Origin of the sequence: Pseudomonas sp. NFACC16-2, assembly GCF_900119205.1 — a bacterium.
Classification (GTDB): domain Bacteria; phylum Pseudomonadota; class Gammaproteobacteria; order Pseudomonadales; family Pseudomonadaceae; genus Aquipseudomonas; species Aquipseudomonas fluorescens_Q.
Map to the genome: position 1 here is coordinate 112,401 of NZ_FPIX01000013.1, position 18,993 is coordinate 131,393.

14 protein-coding genes, 1 tRNA gene and 2 pseudogenes are annotated in these 18,993 nt (G+C 59.7%); 7 read left to right on the top strand and 10 right to left on the bottom strand.

What is annotated here, in order from left to right:
- Window positions 1-49: 49 nt before the first annotated feature.
- The 5 genes and pseudogenes from BT116_RS13780 to BT116_RS31810 form a co-directional block, all read right to left on the bottom strand.
- Window positions 50-427, bottom strand: a complete 378-nt coding sequence (locus BT116_RS13780; protein ID WP_072344540.1) for a c-type cytochrome — start codon at window positions 425-427, stop codon at window positions 50-52.
- Between the two features lie 106 nt (window positions 428-533).
- Window positions 534-1,121: a hypothetical protein gene (locus tag BT116_RS13785; protein WP_014340199.1), complete on the bottom strand. Its 588-nt coding sequence runs from the start codon at window positions 1,119-1,121 to the stop codon at window positions 534-536.
- A gap of 4 nt (window positions 1,122-1,125) precedes the next feature.
- Window positions 1,126-1,569: a DUF3592 domain-containing protein gene (locus tag BT116_RS13790; protein ID WP_072344543.1), complete on the bottom strand. Its 444-nt coding sequence runs from the start codon at window positions 1,567-1,569 to the stop codon at window positions 1,126-1,128.
- 131 nt (window positions 1,570-1,700) lie between these two features.
- Window positions 1,701-2,606: a methyl-accepting chemotaxis protein gene (locus BT116_RS31805; protein WP_371856169.1), complete on the bottom strand. Its 906-nt coding sequence runs from the start codon at window positions 2,604-2,606 to the stop codon at window positions 1,701-1,703.
- Window positions 2,601-3,863: pseudogene (locus tag BT116_RS31810) on the bottom strand (HAMP domain-containing protein); the annotation flags it as partial. The gene BT116_RS31805 and the pseudogene BT116_RS31810, both read right to left, overlap by 6 nt.
- A 921-nt stretch (window positions 3,864-4,784) precedes the next feature.
- On the opposite strand from BT116_RS31810, the gene BT116_RS13800 reads away from it, so the two are divergent.
- Window positions 4,785-7,085: a calcium up-regulated protein gene (locus BT116_RS13800; RefSeq protein ID WP_072344548.1), complete on the top strand. Its 2,301-nt coding sequence runs from the start codon at window positions 4,785-4,787 to the stop codon at window positions 7,083-7,085.
- 171 nt (window positions 7,086-7,256) lie between these two features.
- On the opposite strand, the gene BT116_RS13805 is transcribed toward BT116_RS13800, so the two are convergent.
- Complete coding sequence (locus tag BT116_RS13805) at window positions 7,257-8,474, bottom strand: MFS transporter (protein WP_072344551.1); 1,218 nt, start codon at window positions 8,472-8,474, stop codon at window positions 7,257-7,259.
- 332 nt (window positions 8,475-8,806) lie between these two features.
- On the opposite strand from BT116_RS13805, the gene BT116_RS13810 reads away from it, so the two are divergent.
- The 3 genes from BT116_RS13810 (at window position 8,807) to ggt (ending at window position 13,180) form a co-directional block, all read left to right on the top strand.
- On the top strand, window positions 8,807-10,864 hold the full coding sequence (locus BT116_RS13810; RefSeq protein ID WP_072344554.1) for a methyl-accepting chemotaxis protein: 2,058 nt from the start codon (window positions 8,807-8,809) through the stop codon (window positions 10,862-10,864).
- Between the two features lie 103 nt (window positions 10,865-10,967).
- Window positions 10,968-11,044: transfer RNA gene (locus BT116_RS13815), tRNA-Met, on the top strand.
- 282 nt (window positions 11,045-11,326) lie between these two features.
- On the top strand, window positions 11,327-13,180 hold the full coding sequence (gene ggt / locus BT116_RS13820; protein WP_072344557.1) for a gamma-glutamyltransferase: 1,854 nt from the start codon (window positions 11,327-11,329) through the stop codon (window positions 13,178-13,180).
- On the opposite strand, the gene BT116_RS13825 is transcribed toward ggt, so the two are convergent.
- From BT116_RS13825 to BT116_RS31820, 4 genes and pseudogenes are all read right to left on the bottom strand, one after another.
- Window positions 13,162-13,395 carry a helix-turn-helix domain-containing protein gene (locus BT116_RS13825; protein WP_063324371.1) on the bottom strand — a complete coding sequence of 78 codons (234 nt, stop codon included), beginning with the start codon at window positions 13,393-13,395 and terminating at the stop codon, window positions 13,162-13,164. The two genes, ggt and BT116_RS13825, sit on opposite strands and share 19 nt — an antisense overlap.
- Before the next feature lie 7 nt (window positions 13,396-13,402).
- Window positions 13,403-13,957: a DUF2975 domain-containing protein gene (locus BT116_RS13830; protein WP_072344559.1), complete on the bottom strand. Its 555-nt coding sequence runs from the start codon at window positions 13,955-13,957 to the stop codon at window positions 13,403-13,405.
- Window positions 13,958-14,052: 95 nt separating this feature from the next.
- Window positions 14,053-14,484, bottom strand: coding sequence for a methyl-accepting chemotaxis protein (locus BT116_RS31815; protein WP_370873836.1), 432 nt, complete (start codon window positions 14,482-14,484; stop codon window positions 14,053-14,055).
- A gap of 108 nt (window positions 14,485-14,592) precedes the next feature.
- Window positions 14,593-15,414: pseudogene (locus tag BT116_RS31820) on the bottom strand (PAS domain-containing protein); the annotation flags it as partial.
- Window positions 15,415-15,585: 171 nt separating this feature from the next.
- On the opposite strand from BT116_RS31820, the gene BT116_RS13840 reads away from it, so the two are divergent.
- The 3 genes from BT116_RS13840 to BT116_RS13850 all read left to right on the top strand — a co-directional run bounded on the left by BT116_RS13840 (window position 15,586) and on the right by BT116_RS13850 (window position 18,984).
- Window positions 15,586-17,004 carry a short-chain fatty acid transporter gene (locus BT116_RS13840; protein WP_072344564.1) on the top strand — a complete coding sequence of 473 codons (1,419 nt, stop codon included), beginning with the start codon at window positions 15,586-15,588 and terminating at the stop codon, window positions 17,002-17,004.
- Window positions 17,005-17,116: 112 nt separating this feature from the next.
- Entirely contained in the window at window positions 17,117-18,277 is a 1,161-nt protein-coding gene (locus BT116_RS13845; RefSeq protein WP_063324368.1) for a hypothetical protein, read from the top strand.
- Between the two features lie 179 nt (window positions 18,278-18,456).
- Window positions 18,457-18,984: an SET domain-containing protein gene (locus BT116_RS13850; RefSeq protein ID WP_072344566.1), complete on the top strand. Its 528-nt coding sequence runs from the start codon at window positions 18,457-18,459 to the stop codon at window positions 18,982-18,984.
- Window positions 18,985-18,993 lie beyond the last annotated feature (9 nt).

The window sequence follows — 18,993 nt, forward strand, 5'->3', positions numbered from 1 at the left end:
AGAAACGGATACACACACCCTCCCAAACCGTCTCTATCGCACCCAGAGATCATCGGCTCTTTGAAATCACGCCACTCATATACTGATTCAAATCGCGAAAATCCTTAACGCTCCAAGGATACGGCGATAGCTTCACACCATTCTCTCGCAAAGTCCTCGGAATCAAATCCCCATTGGGTCGCAGTATGACCGACGACACAATGACACCCGGATAATCACTCAGTCGTTTCTTGAAAGCGGACGTTGTAAGGTCAGGCGTAGGAGGATCGCTTTTATGCGCCAACGGCCCTGTCCCCTTGATATCCGCCCCATGACACATGGCACATCTCTGTAGATAGAGATTTTTACCATTGGCATTATCCGCAAAGGCCAGTGATGTTTGAACGAGCGATAAAAGCCCTAGCGAAGCGATGACTGATATTTTCATTATGCTTTCGGCACATACCAATTTTTATGGGCGCAACTCCCTGCGGGAGCAAACTCATTCCCACAGGTTCTAGATGCCGGGATTGTTGTCCGCTCGCACAATCTGACTAGAACAGGTAGCCCATGTAGATCGCCGCGCCACCACCGGCCTGCAGGCCGGCGTTCACCCCGGCCATGACCACCGCGCCCTTGGCCGAGCGTGCCAGTTGCCGGTTGACCGTGGTCGAAGCGATGAGCGAGGTTGCCGGGTTGGAGCTCAGTGCCACCGACAGCGCCAGCAACTTGGGATCGAGCCCGAACAGCAGCGCTGTGGCCGAACCGCCGATCCCCAGGCCCACGCCCACTTCGGTATACATGCAAGGGCCGGTGATATCGTCACTGGTCAGGTCGCGATCGACCAGGGCGTCGCTGACAAACACCTTACCGGTGCTGGGAAACGCCTCTGCCGCACCGGCCGCAGCCACACCCTTGCCCTTGATCTGGATATTGATCTTGCCGAAGCGCGGCAGCCTGGCGCCAAATCCGACACCCACGCCGACCCCGCCATAGCGGTAGCTGACGTCTTCGCCCTGGGGCGAGCGCAGGATAATCGAGCCACCACTGCCAGCCACCATGACCACGGTCAGGCCACCACCGCTAGCGGTCTGGTACTGCCAGCGACTTTCATTAACCGGGAGTGGGATGTTGTAGCTCATACGTTCAAAGTCCTTTATGTGAATGAACCGCATCGCGACCGCGTTGGCGGGTAGCTTTCAGCAGGCCGACAAGGGTGAACACCAGGCCGAGAAAACCCAGCACACCGCAAGTGCCCCACAGTGCCGCCGGGGCATCGACGATGGCGCTGGCCGTCGGCTGCTCGGGCAGGTAATGCACCCGCACCGGCTGGTCCTTCTGATAGCCGAAGATAAAGCCGCCCTGGGGGTAGGAAATTTTTTCACCACTGACGGTGGTGAAGGCGATCTCGGGATGCGAACCACCGGCGTTCAAGTGGCTGACGATGCCATCGACGGTCTGTGCCCGCGCGAGGAAGTCGCGACGGTCGAGGGTGAGATTGACGGCAATGCCCAGCAAGCCAATGCCGATCAGCGCAAAAAGCAGGCCCAGCAGTATCGTCCCGGTGCGTGACGGGGGGTTGTTAGCCATAGCTTGTCCCGGTATTCGTCCATGAAAGAAGGCGGGGAGGATAACAAAAAGCCTGCTATGTCGTAATGCGGTTCATTCGAGGTTTGTGATCGCCGTGACGAGGGAATTTCCGCCCTCGCCACGGATGCCCATTAGCCTCTTTTGACCTTGAAGCGTCCCAACACCCGCTGCATCAGGGAAGCTCGCTCTGAAAGGTCCTTGGCCGCCACTGCACACTCTTGCGAATTCGACTGGTTTTTCTGCGTCACTTCGTCGATCTGCTCAAGCCCGATACTGGCCTGCTGCAAGCCGGAAGCCTGCTCGCTGGAGGCCTGGTAGATCAGCGAAACCAGGTTGGAAACCGCGCTGGTTCCACTGACGATGTTCTTCAGCGATTCGGCGGTCCGGCCGGCGATGATCATGCCACGCTGAGTCTTGCTCGATGAATCGGCGATCAGCGCGGCAGTCTGCTGGGCGGCCTCGGCACTGCGGGCGGCCAGGCTACGCACTTCATCGGCGACCACGGCAAAACCGCGCCCAAGCTCACCAGCCCGGGCAGCCTCGATCGCCGCGTTCAAGGCCAGCAGGTTGGTTTGTGCGGCGATGTTGTCGATGGTAGTGATGATCGCAGTGATGTCCTTGCCCGAGTTGTCGATTTCGGCCATGGCGGCTATCAGTTCGCTCATCAATTTGTCGCTTTCCCCGGCATCGGCCCGCGAGGCCTGGGATTGCTCATCGGCCTTCTTGGCGTTGGCGGCATTGTCCCGGGTCTGGGCGGCCATCTGCGTCATCACCGCGCTGATTTCGGTGATGGACGAGGCGGAATTGGAAGCCCCGTCGGAGAGTGACTGACTCAAGTCGGTGACCTGCGCCGAGCTGCCGGTGATCTGGGTGGCGCTGATTTGAACCTCGGAAATCAGCTGGTTCAGGTTGCTGACCATTTTCTCCAATGACTTGCCAAGGGTGTCATGGGGCGAAGACAAGCGGACCTCCAGATCCAGGTCACCTTCGGAAATACGCTCGGCCACCCGCACCTGCCGTTGCAGGCTTTCAGACATGTCGTTGAGGGCCGCAGACAACTGCCCGACCTCATCTTCGGATTTCTGCACCAGGCGACGAGAGAAATCCCCCAGGCTGATGGTGGCGGCCAAGGCGGCGGCTTCGCGAATCGGCCCAACGATTTTTGCCGCGGCATACCACAGGGCAGCCAGGGCCAACAACGAAATGACCAACCCTACCGATACCTGCCAGATGCTGTTGTCTAGGCTGCGCGCTTGCAGTTCCTGCTCCAGGGCGATGGCCTGGCTCAAGACCACTGCCTTGGGCAGGCGAATCAATACCGCCCAGGGCTTGCCCGTGCGACCGAGCGCAATGGGCATCAGCACTTCGATGTTCTGTGTTTGCGCATTGAGCAGGCCATCACCCCGACCGCCCTGGATATCGCGGAGCACTTTTTCCCATGAGTCCGGCAACAACGCCTTGATCGGCTGGCCAATCAGGTCGGTCCGCTGGCTGTCCGCGACCACCAAGCCCTGGTTACTCAAGATCGAAACCGTGCCTTTGCCGCCGTAGAGATCGGCAGACATCTGCTCGCTGAGTTTCTGGATAAACGCGATATCGAAGTCAGCCCCGACCACACCGTAGAACTTGCCGTTGGATACGATGGGCACCGACAAGGTGGTCAGCCAGACGTTTTTCCCCTGGACCACATAAGGAATGGGGTCGAGCACGCTTTCCTTGAGGGTGTCGCGCGGGCCGCTGTACCAGCCACCCTTGGGCACACCGTTGGGATGACGGTCCGGGGAGTCATACTCGACCAATGGTTGCACCGCGACGCGGCCATCGGCGCTGCGCGTCCAGTAAGGCGTGAAGCGCCCGGTCAGCGGGTTATTGCCATCCTCTGCATTGCGGAACGCGGGATCCTGCCCATCCAACGCATTCGGTTCCCAGCAGGAATAGGTGCCGTTGAAGTCCGGGTTATCCTTGAGGACGCTGAGCAGTACGCTGTTGATCTGTTCACGGCCCAAAGCCAGGGGGCTTTGCGAGGCCTTGCTGGCGGCAAAGGCATTGGCCATGGTGCGGGCTGCATCCAGCGCATTCTGCAACTTGGCCTGGATGGCGTTGGCCCGGGACTCGGCCAGGTTCTGGATTTCCCGGATCGCTGATTTTTCAACCAGTGCGCTGACCTCGGTCGAAACATATTGCTCGTTGGCCCGGGCGCTGAAGAGCCCGTAGACAATCAGGCTGATGGATGAAACAAACAGGCATACGCCTGCCGTGACACAAATGCGTGCCTGCAATGACTTGAACTTCATATCATTCCCCGCCTGATTCTATTTATGGCCAACGTCAAAAGACGGCAGCATCTAACGTATGCACGACACGGCATCACAATCGATCACGGCTGCTACGCCGTCCCCAAGGCAAATACCTTGGAAGAACTTGGCGATACAGCTCTTTATAAGAATTTCAATATGGCAGGTGGGGGCGCAACCCCTGTCCGCCCGCAGCGCAGAAGAGGTCATCAAACCAAGAACCGAAGGCCTTATGTCCGGGACAATAAGGGCGATAGGTGGAAAGAATGTGAAAACCTGCTTTTTCAGTCACCACAGGGGTCACCCTTGAATAATGCTGCAGATTCCCTTCTAACCATTAACCACAACAGCAAATTAACACGACCAACCTTTATACAAATACCCACTTAAGGATTATGCAAACCAGTACTTTAGTCGCAACGGCAACGTACTCATCAAGTACAAGATTCACAGCGTTTCAAGTTTGGACTCACTCCTTGCACGGCACTGGCCACCACCGCGCAAAAGGGAGGGCTCAGGCAAGATATGGGTGCCGAGCTACACTCCATGCGCGTCCTGCAAGGCACAACGCTCGAACGCCTTGTTCCGCATAGATAGGGAGATTCTCATGCACAGTCTCGCAAACCACGGATATACGAAGAGACCCGCCCCCGTCATTTGTGCAGTGCTGCCAGCCACTGGCGACATTGAACGGCACCTCCCTGGCTGAGCATTCCCTCGGCCACCTCAAGTCCGGGAACGATTGATTCGCTCCGGGACTTCGCAACCCGACACTTGAAAAGACTTCCCGATCAATGCATCGGCGTAGCAGGCACAAGCGCGCCGGACTCTTGGGAGCGCAGGCATGCCCATGCACTGCGCGCCCTCACGTGCGCAAACAACCGCAAGGCGTCCAACCAATGTCGTGAAAAGGAGATCCACATGAACAACCTGAGCGATATAACGCTGGCAACATCCACCAACCCCAGCGCCTTCCTCACGGTCCCGCTCGGCGATCCGGTCCAGGCTGACAACGGCAACATTCCACCCAACACGCGGATGCTGCCTGGCCAGTGGGCGGCAGCGGCCGACAACGGTTACGTGTTGCTGCTGCAGCCTGACGGCAACCTGGTGCTGTACCAGGTCGTCACAGGTCCCGTGGCGGCCAACAGCTCGTTCACCGGTAGCGCGATCTGGGCCACTGGCACCAACAATGGTGCCTACTTCGATGTCCAGACCGATGGCAACCTGGTCCTGGGTACCAGCGACGGCAACGTGGCATGGTCACCCTACACCAACGGCATCGACCCACAGGAACTGCTCGTCCAGACCGACGGCAACCTCGTGCTGTACAACACCCTCAACCAAGCCTGCTGGGCCTCAAGCAGCAATCACTATCAGGTTTGGCCGCCGACTCGCTGGGTCAATGTACAAAGCCGCCTCGTCGCGCCCGAGAAAGGCGTGCCCTTTGTACTCACCGCCAGTTCCGACGGCGTGACGCTGAGCCCTTTCGTGGCCGGTTCGCCCAACCAGATCTGGCAAGTCACCGCCGATGGACGGCTGCTCAGTGGCCTGCTCGCCGGGTTGGTGCTGGGTCAGGATGCCGGCAGCAGTACGCCAATCAACACCACCCAGAGCGTACCCGTCCCGGTCGAGCAGACTTGGCTGTGGGGAACGGGACTCGGCCCCACGACCATCCAGAACAGCGCGTCGAATCAGTATCTGAGTGTCGATATCACGGGGGGCTCGGTACAGATGCAAGACACCGACACCTCGAGCCAATGGTACTTCACGCCTACCACGCCTCTGGACAGCATCATGGCCTTGCCGGCGTCCGACCCGGCCTTCCCGGCCTTTACACCTGACCAACAGGCTGTCTATGACTGGATCAACAACAAACTGGCGGCCATGAACAATCAGCCCCATTTGATCCTGCGCGAGCAGTACACCAATGGCGCCAGCACCCTGGACAATTACCGGCAAGACATGCTCGGCCTGGACTACAGCGCGTTCCCACCGCAAGTCTGGCACCCCGTAGTGGACCAGTTGAAGTTGGAGCTCAGCGCGGCGAGCGCCGTCAACAGCCTGTTCGCCTGCTACACCAGTTTCCACACCCTGTTGTTCGAGGACCAGGGGGCGTTGCTCTCCGAACTTGGGCTGGATGCCGGGTTCGAGGACGGTGATTCGACCAATATCGGCGGCATCATCCTGGCGGTGCTCTCGGGCGTCATCTACACGGTGCTCTCGGCTGAAACGATGGAAGGCGACATCAATTATTTCGCCGTCGCGGCCAACGTTCTCCAGAGCGGTATCAATGTGGCGGTCGCGGCCCAGACCTCGAACGTTTCTCCCAGCCTGTTCCAGGTAGCCTATGCCGACCTGTGGGGACAATTGAGCGCTACCTTCGAAGGGTTGCTGGACACGTTCGACACCATGGAAACCACGATACTGACCGACTGGGCCAAGCTGAAAATCACCTATACGCTGATCGCTTCCACTGCGCCCGACGGATTGTTCTGGAACTCCGGTGAAACTGGAAATATGGTGAAAGCCGCCAAGCAGGGCTACGTGCTGTCGGTGATGCAAATGCTGCTGCCGACCAAATTCCAGATCTATCAATACCTGGACGTCAATAACAACCCCATCGACGGTGTGCCCGCCTATGCGCAGTACATCACACCCGCGATCGACGGGACCTACTTCAAATACTGGATCGCCGATTCGACGGATTGGTCAATCTATCCGCAAGAAATCGCGCTCACCCAGGTCTGGGACAACGGCGGCTCGAAGGACGACTTCTTTAACAACAGGAACGGTTGGGCATTCGCCATGACGCGGCCCTACACCTACAGCGGCAACGCCGCCAATTACCTGGTAATCGCGCTTACCAACCTGAGCCCGAACACGCTGGTGGCCACCGTGTTCAATCCGTCCCCCACCTCCGCAGGGCCGTCCCCACAAACCCTGTATCCCTACGAGACCGTGTTGATCGAGGCCGAAGCAGCATTTCCTGGTGGCGTAGCGATCACGCTCTCGATTTTCGACCCTTCCCGTGGCAACTACTTCGACGAGCCAATCGCCTCGTTCGATGCCTTTCAGGATTACTCTGGGTTTGCGGCCGGCAATGTGCGCACCGCCAACGCCACGACGGCGGGTGATTATCAACTGTCGACACCACTGTGCAACACGGGCGGGTACAAGCAATACCCCGGCGCCATCCAGGCCAGTATCTACCGTCCTTGAGAGGTGAAATCGCAGGCATGAGGAGCGGGAATTGCGCTCGAAGTAAAAGCCGTGTTGACAGGCGGGCTTGCTCCGAAGGTGCTGGGTCGGTTTGCAATGATGCTGGATGTGCCGACGCCTTCGCGAGCAAGCTCGCGTTGGCCTCGGCTCAGCTACATGGACCTTCGCGCCTCAAGCCTTTCGAGTCCTCGGCAAGAAAATCGCCAACACCCCGAACAGCGGCAGGAACGAGCACAACCAGTACACATACTCGATGCCACGGATGTCCGCCAGGTGTCCCAGCAGCGCCGCGCCAATCCCGCCGAAACCGAACATCAGCCCGAAGAACACGCCGGCGATCATCCCGACATTGCCCGGCACCAGCTCCTGGGCATACACCACGATGGCCGAGAACGCCGAGGCCAGGATGAAGCCGATAACCACGCTGAGGATGCTGGTCCACAACAGGTCAACGTGAGGCAGGATCAGGGTGAACGGTGCCACGCCGAGGATCGAGAACCAGATCACCGCCTTGCGCCCGATCCGGTCGCCAATCGGTCCGCCGAAGAAAGTCCCCGCCGCCACTGCCCCGAGGAACAGGAACAGGTGCAATTGCGAAGAGGCCACCGACAAGTCGAACTTCTCGATCAGGTAGAACGTGAAGTAGCTGGTGAAACTGGCCATGTAGAAATACTTGGAAAACACCAACAGCCCCAATACCACCAGCGCACTCAAGACCCGGCCTTTGGATAAGCCATGCGTGGCCGCTTGGCCTTGCTTGAGCTTGAACAAGTTCAGGTGGTTGGCGTACCAGCGGCTGATGCGGTACAGCACGAACAGCGCTAACAGGGCGAACAACCCGAACCAGGCCACATTGCCTTGCCCATAGGGAATGATGATCGCCGCCGCCAGCAGCGGGCCGAACGCTGAGCCGGCGTTACCGCCCACCTGGAACGTCGATTGCGCCAGCCCATAACGGCCGCCCGAGGCCAATCGCGCCACCCGCGACGCTTCCGGGTGAAAGGTCGACGAGCCAATACCGATCAATCCCGCTGCCAACAGGATCAAGGCAAAACTGCCGACCATGGACATCATCACAATGCCGATCAACGTGCACACCGTCCCGGCCGGCAGCAGCCAGGGCTTGGGGTGCCGGTCAGTGTGATAGCCGACCCAAGGCTGCAACAAAGAGGCGGTCAACTGGAACGTCAGCGTGATCAAGCCAACCTGAGTGAACGTCAGGCCATAGCTGTCCTTGAGCATCGGATAAATCGAGGGCAGCACGGCCTGGATCAAGTCGTTGATCAGATGCGCCAGCGCCACGGCACCGATGATCCGCATGACCAACGGGCTGCTTTGCGCAGTGGCGGCAACGACTGGGATCTCGGCCTGGGTATTGCTGATAGTCATGGGAGTTTCCATACGACAGAGGGTGCACACGGGCAGGTGCGTCAATGTGCCATTTTTCGGTGCAGCCAGGCTATCCCCTTAGCTAGCTATCGACCTCGAAAAATTGTCGAACTCCAAGGTGATAGCCCAACGCCATGGTCTGAATCTTGCCTTGTTAACGGTCTACAACACGGCTCCTTACAAAGGGGACCGAGAATGGGAAGTTTCGCTACAGAGCTGGCCTACCAAGCCGATTTGGACAAACTTTCGAGGCCTTTTAAAAGAGCACCTGCTTCTACACTTGTGTAGAAAGCGCACAAAAATAGTGCAAGGGTGTTCAGGGGAGTATGGGCATGCAGGCTTTTTTATCACCTGGAATCAGGTTGTTGGGGCATTTCGGCTTCGCCCGCAAATTCCAATTGCTGTTCCTGCTTTTTATCCTGCCGCTCATGGGCAGCCTGTGGCTCATCGGCCAGGACTATCGCGACAAACTCAGCCTGATTTCCGGGGAACGCGCCGGGGTGCGCCAGTTGCTGGCCCTGGATAACCTGGACAACCTGCTCACCGCCCAGCGCAACCGCGCAGCCCGCTGGCGTGCCACCGAAACCAATCGGCAGCCGACACCCGCGACGCTGGCCGCCATGGCAGCGTATGACGCAGTGCAACCGGCCCTTACCCAGGCCGCCAGTGACCTGGGCAACGCCCTGCAAACCGAAGGAGTCGAAGCCGATACCCTCGCCCGCTATCAAGCCCTGCAAACCAGCCTCAACGGTCTGGATTCGAAAAGCCTGGGCAGCGTGGGCTGGTGGCCGGATGGCTACGACCGCTTCACTGCCGCCCTCAGCGCCCTGCAAGCCTTGCGCGAACAGATGGTCATGGACAACCGCCTGACCCTCGCCTCCTGGCTGGAAACGTATTTACTGACACAGATTTCCACCCAACAGACGCCGGACCTGATCGAACGGGTCGGTCGCCTGGCCAGCGTTGGACAAGCCTCCGTGGTATCAGGCCAGTTCACGTTGCAGAGTCGCCTGCAACTGCGGGACCTGCGCAGCCGTATCGGTGACGCCCGGGACCAGTTGGTCAAGACCGGAGCGCTGCTGGAAACCCGCCTGCCCAGCGATCTGCAAACCTGGGCCGGACAATACCAGGGCAGCCTCAAGCACTTGGATGCTGGCCTGAAAGTGTTGGATGACGGCGTGTTCGGCGGTTCCATCAATCTCAAGCCCGAAGACTTCGAAAAACACATGGACGCCCTCCTCGCCGACCTGGCGACCCTGCGGCAACAGTCACTGGTGGCACTGGATACGCGGCTGGACCACTACCACGGTTCGGCGATTCGCCAGTTCACCCTGGTAGCGACGGTACTGGGCTGCCTGCTACTGGCGGCGCTGTATCTTTTTGTTTGCCTGCAAGCGTCGATCCGGCGCAGCGCCAGCGGCATCACCCTGCTGGCCGAAGCCCTGCGCGACGGCAATCTCAGCCTGCAAGTGCCGGTGCAAGGGCGCGATGAACTGGCGGCCATCAGCACCGCTCTCAACGTCGCCGTGGTGCAATTGCGCAACAGCCTGCTGGGGGTCGACCACGAAACGTTGCAGTTGAGCAACGCTGTACGCACCCTCAATACCCATTCCAGCGGCGCCCTGGGCGAAGTCGAAGCCCAGCAGATGCAGATCAGCCAGATCGCTGCCGCCGCGACACAACTGGCCGCCACCTCCCAGGGCGTGGCAAAGAGTTGTGAACAGGCCTCCGATAGCGCCCAGCAGACCCGCCGCATCGCCACCGACAGCAGCCGCGACAGCCAACGCACCACGGCCAGCATCCAGCAGCTCAACCAGCGTCTCAACGAAACCGCCGCCGCACTGGGGCGGGTCAGCGAACAGGGGCAACAGATCCAACTGGTGGTCGATACCATTCGTGGCGTGGCCGAGCAGACCAACCTTTTGGCCCTCAATGCCGCCATCGAAGCCGCTCGCGCCGGGGAACAGGGCCGTGGTTTCGCGGTGGTGGCCGACGAGGTGCGCAGCCTGTCGCAACGCACCCAATCCTCCACACAACAGATTGCCGCCACCGTCGACAGCCTGCGCGCCACGGTCAACGAAGCCGTCAGCCTGATGGAAGCCGCCTGCGGCCAGGCCCAGACCGACGCCCAAGCCGTCACCGGCCTTGGCGAACGGCTGGGAGAAATTGCCAGCGCGGTGCAAAGCGTCACCGATACCCTGGCGCAAATCGCCACCGCCGTGGATGAGCAAGCCAGCACCGCCGATGAGGTCAGCGGCAATATCCAGCAGGTCGACCAGGCAGCAATGCGTTTGCTTGAAGGCGCAAGGGCCGTGAACCTGGCGGCGGATACCCTGAGCCAGGGAAGCCGGGCTCTGAGTGCCAACACAGGGAGATTTCAGCTCGGTTGATGGCGATTTGCAGCGAGGATTGTTAAGCGGTTGAAAGCGCAGAGAAATATTTCAGATTTACGCTTGACACATCTTCGTTACCGGCGAATAATGCGCGCCACTTGGCTACATAGCTCAGTTGGTTAGAGCATAGCATTCATAATGCTGGGGTCCGGGGTTCAAGTCCCTGTGTAGCCACCAAGTACTAAAAACGGCCTATCGAAAGATAGGCCGTTTTTTTATGCCTCGAGAAAAGTGCCTGCGCTCTCAGATTTATTCGTTGCACCGTGGCGAGGGAGCTTGCTCCCGCTGGGCTGCGCAGCAGCCCCTTTTTTTTTGTGAGCGCTGCGCACTCAAGCGGGAGCAAGCTCCCTCGCCACGGTGCAGCCGGGCAAGCCGGAAATCAAGGCGACCAGCCTCGTGTTGATTTGCGCCCCGCGCCTCGCATCGCTACAGTCGATCTCTATACCCCCAAGTCCACGGATGGAGCGACACGTGCTTACAGATCTGAAACCGAACCTCCATCGCCTGTCAGCCGTTTCGTTGCTGGCTGTCGCTCTAACACTCGCGGCCTGTAAGGCGCCCCCCTCCTCCATAGCGACACCGGCATTGCCCGCCCCTCCAGAGGTCGTCTCCGGCTTCCGTACCGATCTGCAGACCCGCTACGCCGACAAGCACATGGCAGCCGCGGCCAACCCGTTGGCGACCGAGGCCGGGCGGGAGATGTTGCGACGCGGAGGCTCGGCCATCGACGCGGCCATTGCGATGCAGGCCGTGCTGACCCTGGTGGAACCACAATCCTCCGGCATCGGCGGTGGTGCATTCATTGTGTTGTGGGACGGCAAGGCTGTGAGCACTTATGACGGGCGCGAAACGGCACCGGCTGGCGCCACCGAAAGACTGTTCCTGCAACCCGACGGCAAACCCATGCCCTTTACGGCGGCGCAGATCGGCGGTCGTTCCGTGGGTACACCGGGGGTGTTGCGCGGGCTGGAATTGGCCCATCGCAAACATGGCCGCCTCAAATGGGCGACGCTGTTCGAGCCGGCCATCACGCTGTCGGAACAGGGCTTCGCGATCTCGCCCAGACTGCACTCGCTGATCGCCGCCGACGCCTCCCTGCCGGGTTCGCCAGACATGGCCGCTTACTTTCTCAATGCCGATGGCAGCCCGAAGGCGGTTGGCACCGTGCTGAAAAATCCAGCATTGGCCGGCGTGCTCAAGCGCATCGCCAACGAAGGTCCCGACGCGTTGTACAAAGGCCCGATCGCCGAGGAGATCGTCGCCAAGGTACAAGGCCACGCCAACCCCGGCAGCCTTTCGCTGAACGACCTCCAGGGCTACACCGCGCGGGAACGAGCACCGTTGTGCACCGACTACAAGCGCTGGCAAGTCTGCGGCATGCCACCACCGTCTTCGGGCGGGGTTGCCGTGGCGCAGATCCTCGGGACGTTGCAGGCCCTGGAACAGCGCGACAGCCACGCGGCCCTCGCGCCTTTGAAACCCGTCAAGACTGACAAGCCCGCCGGCATTGAACCCGCCCCCGACGCGGTGCACCTGATCGCCGAAGCCGAGCGCCTGGCCTATGCCGACCGCGCCCAATACATTGCCGACCCCAATTTTGTCGCCGTGCCGCTCAAAGGCCTGGTCGATGCTGGTTATCTGGCCAGCCGCGCCAGCCTCATCGGCCCTCGTAGCATGGGCGTCGCCAAGCCCGGCACGCCACCGGGCATCCAGGTGGCCTACGCCCCGGACCGTTCCCCCCTGCGTATTTCCACCTCGCAAGTGGTGGCCGTGGATGACCAGGGGGGCGCCGTGTCCATGACCACGACGGTGGAATCGGCGTTCGGCTCACACTTGATGGTCCAGGGCTTCATGCTCAACAACCAGATGACCGATTTCTCGTTCATCCCCGAAGAGAATGGGCAAAAAGTCGCCAACCGTGTCGAACCGGGCAAGCGCCCACGCTCGTCCATGGCACCGACGCTGATCTTCGATCGGCGGGGGGAATTGGTGGCCGCTGTCGGCTCCCCGGGTGGTTCTCAGATCATCGAATACGTCGCCAAGTCAATGATTGGCCTGTTGGATTGGGACCTCGACCCGCAAACCGCCATCAACCTTCCCAACTTCGGCAGCCGCAACGGCCCTACCGAACTGGAGCGGGGCCAATTCAGCCCGGCGCTGATCCAGGCGCTGAAGGACAAAGGCCATGAGGTGAGCGAAATTGATATGACCAGCGGCACCCAGGCGATTGTCCGGGTGCGCGATGCGCAAGGGAAAACCACACTGGCTGGCGGGGCGGACCCACGGCGTGAGGGTCAAGCACTGGGGGATTGATCAACCTCGCTCTGGGGCTGATAGACCAGCAGATCGGCGGGCTGACATTGCAGATAACTGCAAATGGCTTCGAGGGTCGCCAGGCGTATACCCTTGACCTTTCCTTGCTTGAGCAAGGAAAGGTTGGCTTCGGTAATGCCTATGGCGGCGGCGAGGTCCTTGGATTTGACCTTGCGTGTCGCCAGCATTACATCGAGTTGAATCACAATAGGCATGGGGTTCTCAAACGAAAGTTCGGTTTTCTGAGTCGACTTCACTGGCTTGGGACAGGATCCGGGCAATGATCGCAATACAGGCCGCAAGAAACAAAGCCACAAAGGAGGGGGCGGTAATACTGAGGGTCAACAATCGTTGGCCAACCGGCGCATGGATTGTCATCAGCAGGCTGAGAAACGGCTCGCACAGGAAATCCAACAACACCCACAGCGCAACCGCGCGCCCGACCTTGCCCAGATAGACAGCCGCTTCGCTGGAAAAATACTGGCCATGGGCATACCGCTTGAACAACTGCCGCAAGTTGGCCAAGCCAGCCGCCAACGCCACCAAAGGAATACTCGAAAGCAAAATGCCGCCTAGCGATTGCCAGCCGGTCAAGTGCAACGCCTCTTCGGACAAACTCGACAGCTGTCGTTCGGTCAGGGCAAATCCCAGGCCGTATCGTGACGCAACATCAGGAAAGAGCCAGGCCGCGGCATTGACGGCCATCATCGCGACGATGAAGAAAAGCGTTATGGCAGCCATCCGCTGGCTGTACAGGGCAAGACGATTCGTACGCATGTTGAGGCTCCAACAGAATAAGAGGAGCCCAGAACATAGCCATGAAATTATCACAAAACAATAATTAATATGTAAAAAACAATAATACGCGAAGCTTAGGTCGATAGCTGATTGGCAAACTGGCTCACCGCATCGACCACTTTCTTCGCCCCGTCCTGGATCTCGACGATCACCGTTCCCGCCTCGGCTGCCAAGGCCAGGCCGTGTTCGGCCTGGTGCTGGCCGTCGGTCATCAGGGCCACGGCGTTGCGGGCCATGTCCTGGTTCTGGCGGACCACGCCAACGATTTCATCGGTCGCCTGGCTGGTACGCGATGCCAGTTGTCGCACTTCATCGGCCACCACCGCAAAGCCGCGACCTTGCTCGCCGGCCCGGGCCGCTTCGATTGCAGCGTTGAGCGCCAGCAGGTTGGTTTGTTCGGCGATACCGCTGATGGTCTTGACGATGGTACCAATCACCAGGGATTGCTCATTCAGCGCCTCGATGCCTTCGCCAGCGGTTTGCATGTGCCGGGCCAGGTCGCGCATCACGTCCACGGCCTGGGTTACCACCGTCGTGCCGCGCTGGGCGCTGTTGTCAGTCTGCAACGAGGTGCTGTAGGCGATGTTGGCCGCCTCGGCGACGGCTTTTTCCTGATTGACCTGGTCGGTGATGTTGGTGGCGAACTTGACCACTTTGTAAAGCCGCTCATTGGCATCGAGCACCGGGTTGTAGGAGGCTTCCAGCCAGACCTCACGACCACTGCTGTCGATACGCTTGAAGCGGCCAGCCACGAATTCACCACTGTTCAGGCGCCTCCAGAACTGCTCGTAGGCCGCGCTGTTGTATTCCTCAGGTTCACAAAACACGCGGTGATGCTTGCCCTTGATTTGTGCAAGGCTGTAACCCATGGCGTTGAGGAAACGATCATTGGCCGTCAGTACGTGACCGCCCAGATCGAATTCGATCACCGCCGTTGAACGCACCAATGCGCCAATGAGGTTTTCATGCTCGCGGGAAGCCTCGATGGTTCGGGTCAGGTCATTGGAGTACATCGAAAAAAAGCGGACCCGCCCGTCAGCCCCTCGTACGGGCTGGAGGATCGAACGCAGCCAGGCTTCCTGGCCATTGCCTCGCAGCAGGCGCACGGCGCCGGAAAAGTGCTCGCCACGGGTCAACGCCGACTTGAAGCGAACCTGGAACTCATTGGTTTTCAAATACCCAGGGACCAGCTCATCCACAGCCCGGCCAATCAAGTCCTGGCTCTTGTAGCGCATCTCGTCGAGAAAGTTCTGATTGACCGATTGAATCCGTCCATCGGCGTCCAGGGTGAGGCCAAGCATTTCGCGATCCAGGCTTTCCTTGACTTGCGCAAGGCTGGACAGTTCTTGGCGAAGAGCCAGCAGCTCCTGCTTCAGGCGGTTGTTAAACATGGGCAGCTCCGACAGCAGGAGAATTAAATGCTGTTCCCTCGCCATCGGCCCGGCGATTTTTTTCTAAAGAGCACCTCGAGCCCCCAGTGAAAATACTCCAGGACGCCCTCGAACCCGATAAGCCTTCCATGGTCACTGGATTGTTCTACTGTTGCGCCTGACCTTGAAGCCTTTGCCGCCATCAATACCCATAACCATAAAAACGAGGTAATAGCCGTGACCACCGACATCGAAGACAGCCGTTCCGCCCGCTTCGCCTTGCGCTGTTCCAGTTTCGCCGAACGCTGGTTTCCCGACTCCTGGGTCTTCGCCGCGCTGGCGGTGCTGGTGGTCGCCGTGGCGACACAATTTATCGGCGCCACGCCCACGGCGGCGGCCATGGCGTTCGGCGACGGCTTCTGGAGCCTGATCCCGTTCACCATGCAAATGGCCTTCGTGGTGATCGGCGGATACGTGGTCGCCAGTTCGCCACCGGCCGTCAAATTGATTGACCGCCTGGCACGGATTCCGACCAACGGTCGCTCCGCCGTGGCATGGGTGGCGCTGATCTCCATGGTCGCGTCGTTGCTCAACTGGGGCCTGTCGTTGGTGTTTGGCGGTTTGCTGGTGCGCGCCCTCGCCCGGCGCACCGACTTGAAAATGGACTATCGCGCCGCCGGGGCCGCTGCTTACCTGGGCCTGGGCGCAGTGTGGGCCCTGGGTTTGTCTTCTTCGGCAGCGCAATTGCAGGCCAACCCGGCCAGCCTCCCGCCCTCGATCCTGTCGATTACGGGCGTCATTCCCTTTACCCAGACCATTTTTCTCTGGCAGTCTGGGGTCATGTTGCTGGCGCTGATCGTGATTTCCTTGATCGTCGCCTACGCCACAGCTCCCGGGCCGAACAGTGCCCGTGACGCCGCCGCTTGTGGTATCGACCCCAGTTTCAGCATGCCGGCGTTGCAGCCCCGTACCCGCCCGGGGGAATGGCTGGAACACAGTCCACTGTTGATCATCGCCCTGGTGCTGCTGGCGGCCGGCTGGCTGTTCCACGAGTTCTCGACCAAGCCTGCGATCAGCGCCATTTCCGGGCTCAACACCTATAACTTCCTGTTCATCATGCTGGGCGCCTTGCTGCACTGGCGGCCGCGCAGCTTTCTCGACGCCGTGGCCCGTGCAGTGCCGACGACCACCGGCGTGTTGATCCAGTTTCCGTTGTACGGCTCGATTGCCGCGTTGCTGACCACGGTCAAAGGCAGCGATGCCCAGACCCTGGCCCACCACATCTCGACCTTTTTCGTACAAATCGCCTCCCATGACACCTACGCCCTGTTGATGGGTGTCTATTCGGCGGTACTGGGCTTTTTCATTCCTTCTGGCGGCGGCAAGTGGATCATTGAAGCGCCTTACGTCATGCAGGTGGCCAACGACCTGAACTATCACCTGGGCTGGGCAGTGCAGATCTATAACGCCGCCGAAGCGCTGCCGAACCTTATCAACCCCTTCTACATGCTGCCGTTGCTCGGGGTCTTGGGGCTGAAGGCCAGGGACCTGATCGGTTTTTCCTTCGTGCAGTTGCTGGTGCATACGCCGTTGGTGCTGGTACTGCTATGGGCGCTGGGGACGACATTGAGTTATTTGCCGCCAGTGATGCCATAAAGCCATAAAAAAGGGCCGAAATTTCCATCGGCCCACTTCTTCTTCGGCCCGGTCTGTTTCAGTATGGATGCGCCCTGTTTTGAGGGGCCCACACGCTGAAAAGGATCTGAGCATGTCCAAACTCGCCGTACTTTCTTTTGCCGCCCTGGCCTTCAGTGCCGCCGCCCACGCCACCGACATTGACGTACAACTGGGCAGCACCGAACGCGTCACTCGGCTCTTCGCCTACCCCAACAACTGCAACGTCATCTGCTTTCGCGACTGGACCCTGGAGCAGACCGTCGAGCACTACCTGACCCAAAGCGTGCAGCGCGACGGCTATGGCACGGCCAAGGTCCACGTCAAAATCGATAATGACAAGGTCTATGCCAGCATCAGTGGCGTACCGAAGAGCTACGGCCAACCACTCAAGGCCCTGCTTGACGCCGGGGACCTGGCGTACAACGGCGCATCCAAACTCAACAGCGACAAGAAATGGTCCTATAACTGGTACCTGTTCCTGCCGCTGGGCATGGCCCTGGAAAACCGCAAGAGTGTCGAGTTGCTGCACTTCCCGCCGGATTACTCCCTGACCCAGGCCCAGGACTACCTGGAGTCGGCGACCACCGATCGTTGGGCCACACTGCTGACCGTCAACGGCATTGCGGTTGAACAGACGCCGGCCTACCAGACCATCATCGACATTGCGCCCATCGCAGCGCCGTCCAATGCTGGCAGCACACTGGAGGGGCTCTATAGCTACTTCAACGATTACCAAACCACCATGGTCACACAGGTCACCCAAACCGCCAGCGGCGCCGCATTGCCGATGGTCGCCTTCGGAGCGCCCGTTCGGAACTGGATCAAGACTCAGTACGGCCAGACCGTGAATGTGCTCAGCCTGGCGACCATCACAACCGGTAGCGGGGTCAAGGTTCCGGTCCTGGGCTCCAACCATCCGAGCTACATCTGGTACGCCGCCGACAAGGACAACTACGATGGAGACGAAGCCAAGGCTGATGCCGCCGGCCTGAAAGTCATGGGCCAGGACCTGAGTGCTGCATGCTGGCAGGCCGGCATGGGCAGCAAGCCGGGCACCGACCCGAACACTCTGCTGAACCAGTGCACGCAGACCTGGCAGGTCACGCAGAAGGAGAAAACCTGCGAGTTGTTCTACACCTCGGTTCGGAAACTGAGCGAGGAAGACGCAGCGAAAAAATGCGAAACACCGGCGATCAAGTCGCAACTTCCGCAACTGAAGGTACCCATGCCGCTGCCAGCCGAGGCGGTCTAAACCTTGAGGCGTCTTCCCGCGTAGGCTGGCGCTGACGCGGGAAAGCGCCTTTGGCACCTGTCAGAGTCGACAGTAGATGACGCCCCCGACTTGGGCGAAGCTATCAAGGTTTTTTCAACGACCGCCGGCAGGATCGCCAGCGCCAGCAAGTCGAGTGTTTAGCACCGACAAGGACTGTCATGACCACGTTCATCACAGATAGCGCCTGTTCACAGCACCGGGATTGCATCTACCCGGAAAAACAACTCAGCACCCGCCTGGGCTACCCCTCGGTGCACGACTTCGAAGTGCATCACACGACCGACGGCCGCGGCAACGGCATCATCGCCCGTAAACCATTCGCTCCCATGACGAGGATGTGCAGGGTTTCGGGGCTGTTGGTGAGCCGACGGCGCCTGCACACGCTGCAGATCCTGCCGGACGTGCACATGTATGACCCACGCTTCGCCGGATTGCTGCTGCATTCCTGCAATCCGAATGTCTTCCTCGACATGAGCGAATTGTGGCTGTGGTCACTGGCCCGTATCGATGAAGGCGACTGCCTGACGATGGATTACGCCAGTACCGAACAGAAACTGTACCGCCAGTTCGCCTGCCGGTGCGGTTCGTACAACTGTCATGGCTGGATTACCGGCTATGACGAACCGCCTAATGAACAGGGAATGAAGTTTCTACGGCACTGGCGCCGTCAATGTCACCGCGACTGACGAACCGGA

Excerpts from the sequence above, each read along its gene's own strand:
- BT116_RS13780 (WP_072344540.1), bottom strand. The coding sequence starts at position 427 with ATGAAAATATCAGTCATCGCTTCGCTAGGGCTTTTATCGCTCGTTCAA.
- BT116_RS13785 (WP_014340199.1), bottom strand. The coding sequence starts at position 1,121 with ATGAGCTACAACATCCCACTCCCGGTTAATGAAAGTCGCTGGCAGTAC.
- BT116_RS13790 (WP_072344543.1), bottom strand. The coding sequence starts at position 1,569 with ATGGCTAACAACCCCCCGTCACGCACCGGGACGATACTGCTGGGCCTG.
- BT116_RS31805 (WP_371856169.1), bottom strand. The coding sequence starts at position 2,606 with ATGTCTGAAAGCCTGCAACGGCAGGTGCGGGTGGCCGAGCGTATTTCC.
- BT116_RS13800 (WP_072344548.1), top strand. The coding sequence starts at position 4,785 with ATGAACAACCTGAGCGATATAACGCTGGCAACATCCACCAACCCCAGC.
- BT116_RS13805 (WP_072344551.1), bottom strand. The coding sequence starts at position 8,474 with ATGACTATCAGCAATACCCAGGCCGAGATCCCAGTCGTTGCCGCCACT.
- BT116_RS13810 (WP_072344554.1), top strand. The coding sequence starts at position 8,807 with ATGCAGGCTTTTTTATCACCTGGAATCAGGTTGTTGGGGCATTTCGGC.
- ggt (WP_072344557.1), top strand. The coding sequence starts at position 11,327 with ATGGAGCGACACGTGCTTACAGATCTGAAACCGAACCTCCATCGCCTG.
- BT116_RS13825 (WP_063324371.1), bottom strand. The coding sequence starts at position 13,395 with ATGCCTATTGTGATTCAACTCGATGTAATGCTGGCGACACGCAAGGTC.
- BT116_RS13830 (WP_072344559.1), bottom strand. The coding sequence starts at position 13,957 with ATGCGTACGAATCGTCTTGCCCTGTACAGCCAGCGGATGGCTGCCATA.
- BT116_RS31815 (WP_370873836.1), bottom strand. The coding sequence starts at position 14,484 with ATGCGCGACCTGGCCCGGCACATGCAAACCGCTGGCGAAGGCATCGAG.
- BT116_RS13845 (WP_063324368.1), top strand. The coding sequence starts at position 17,117 with ATGTCCAAACTCGCCGTACTTTCTTTTGCCGCCCTGGCCTTCAGTGCC.
- BT116_RS13850 (WP_072344566.1), top strand. The coding sequence starts at position 18,457 with ATGACCACGTTCATCACAGATAGCGCCTGTTCACAGCACCGGGATTGC.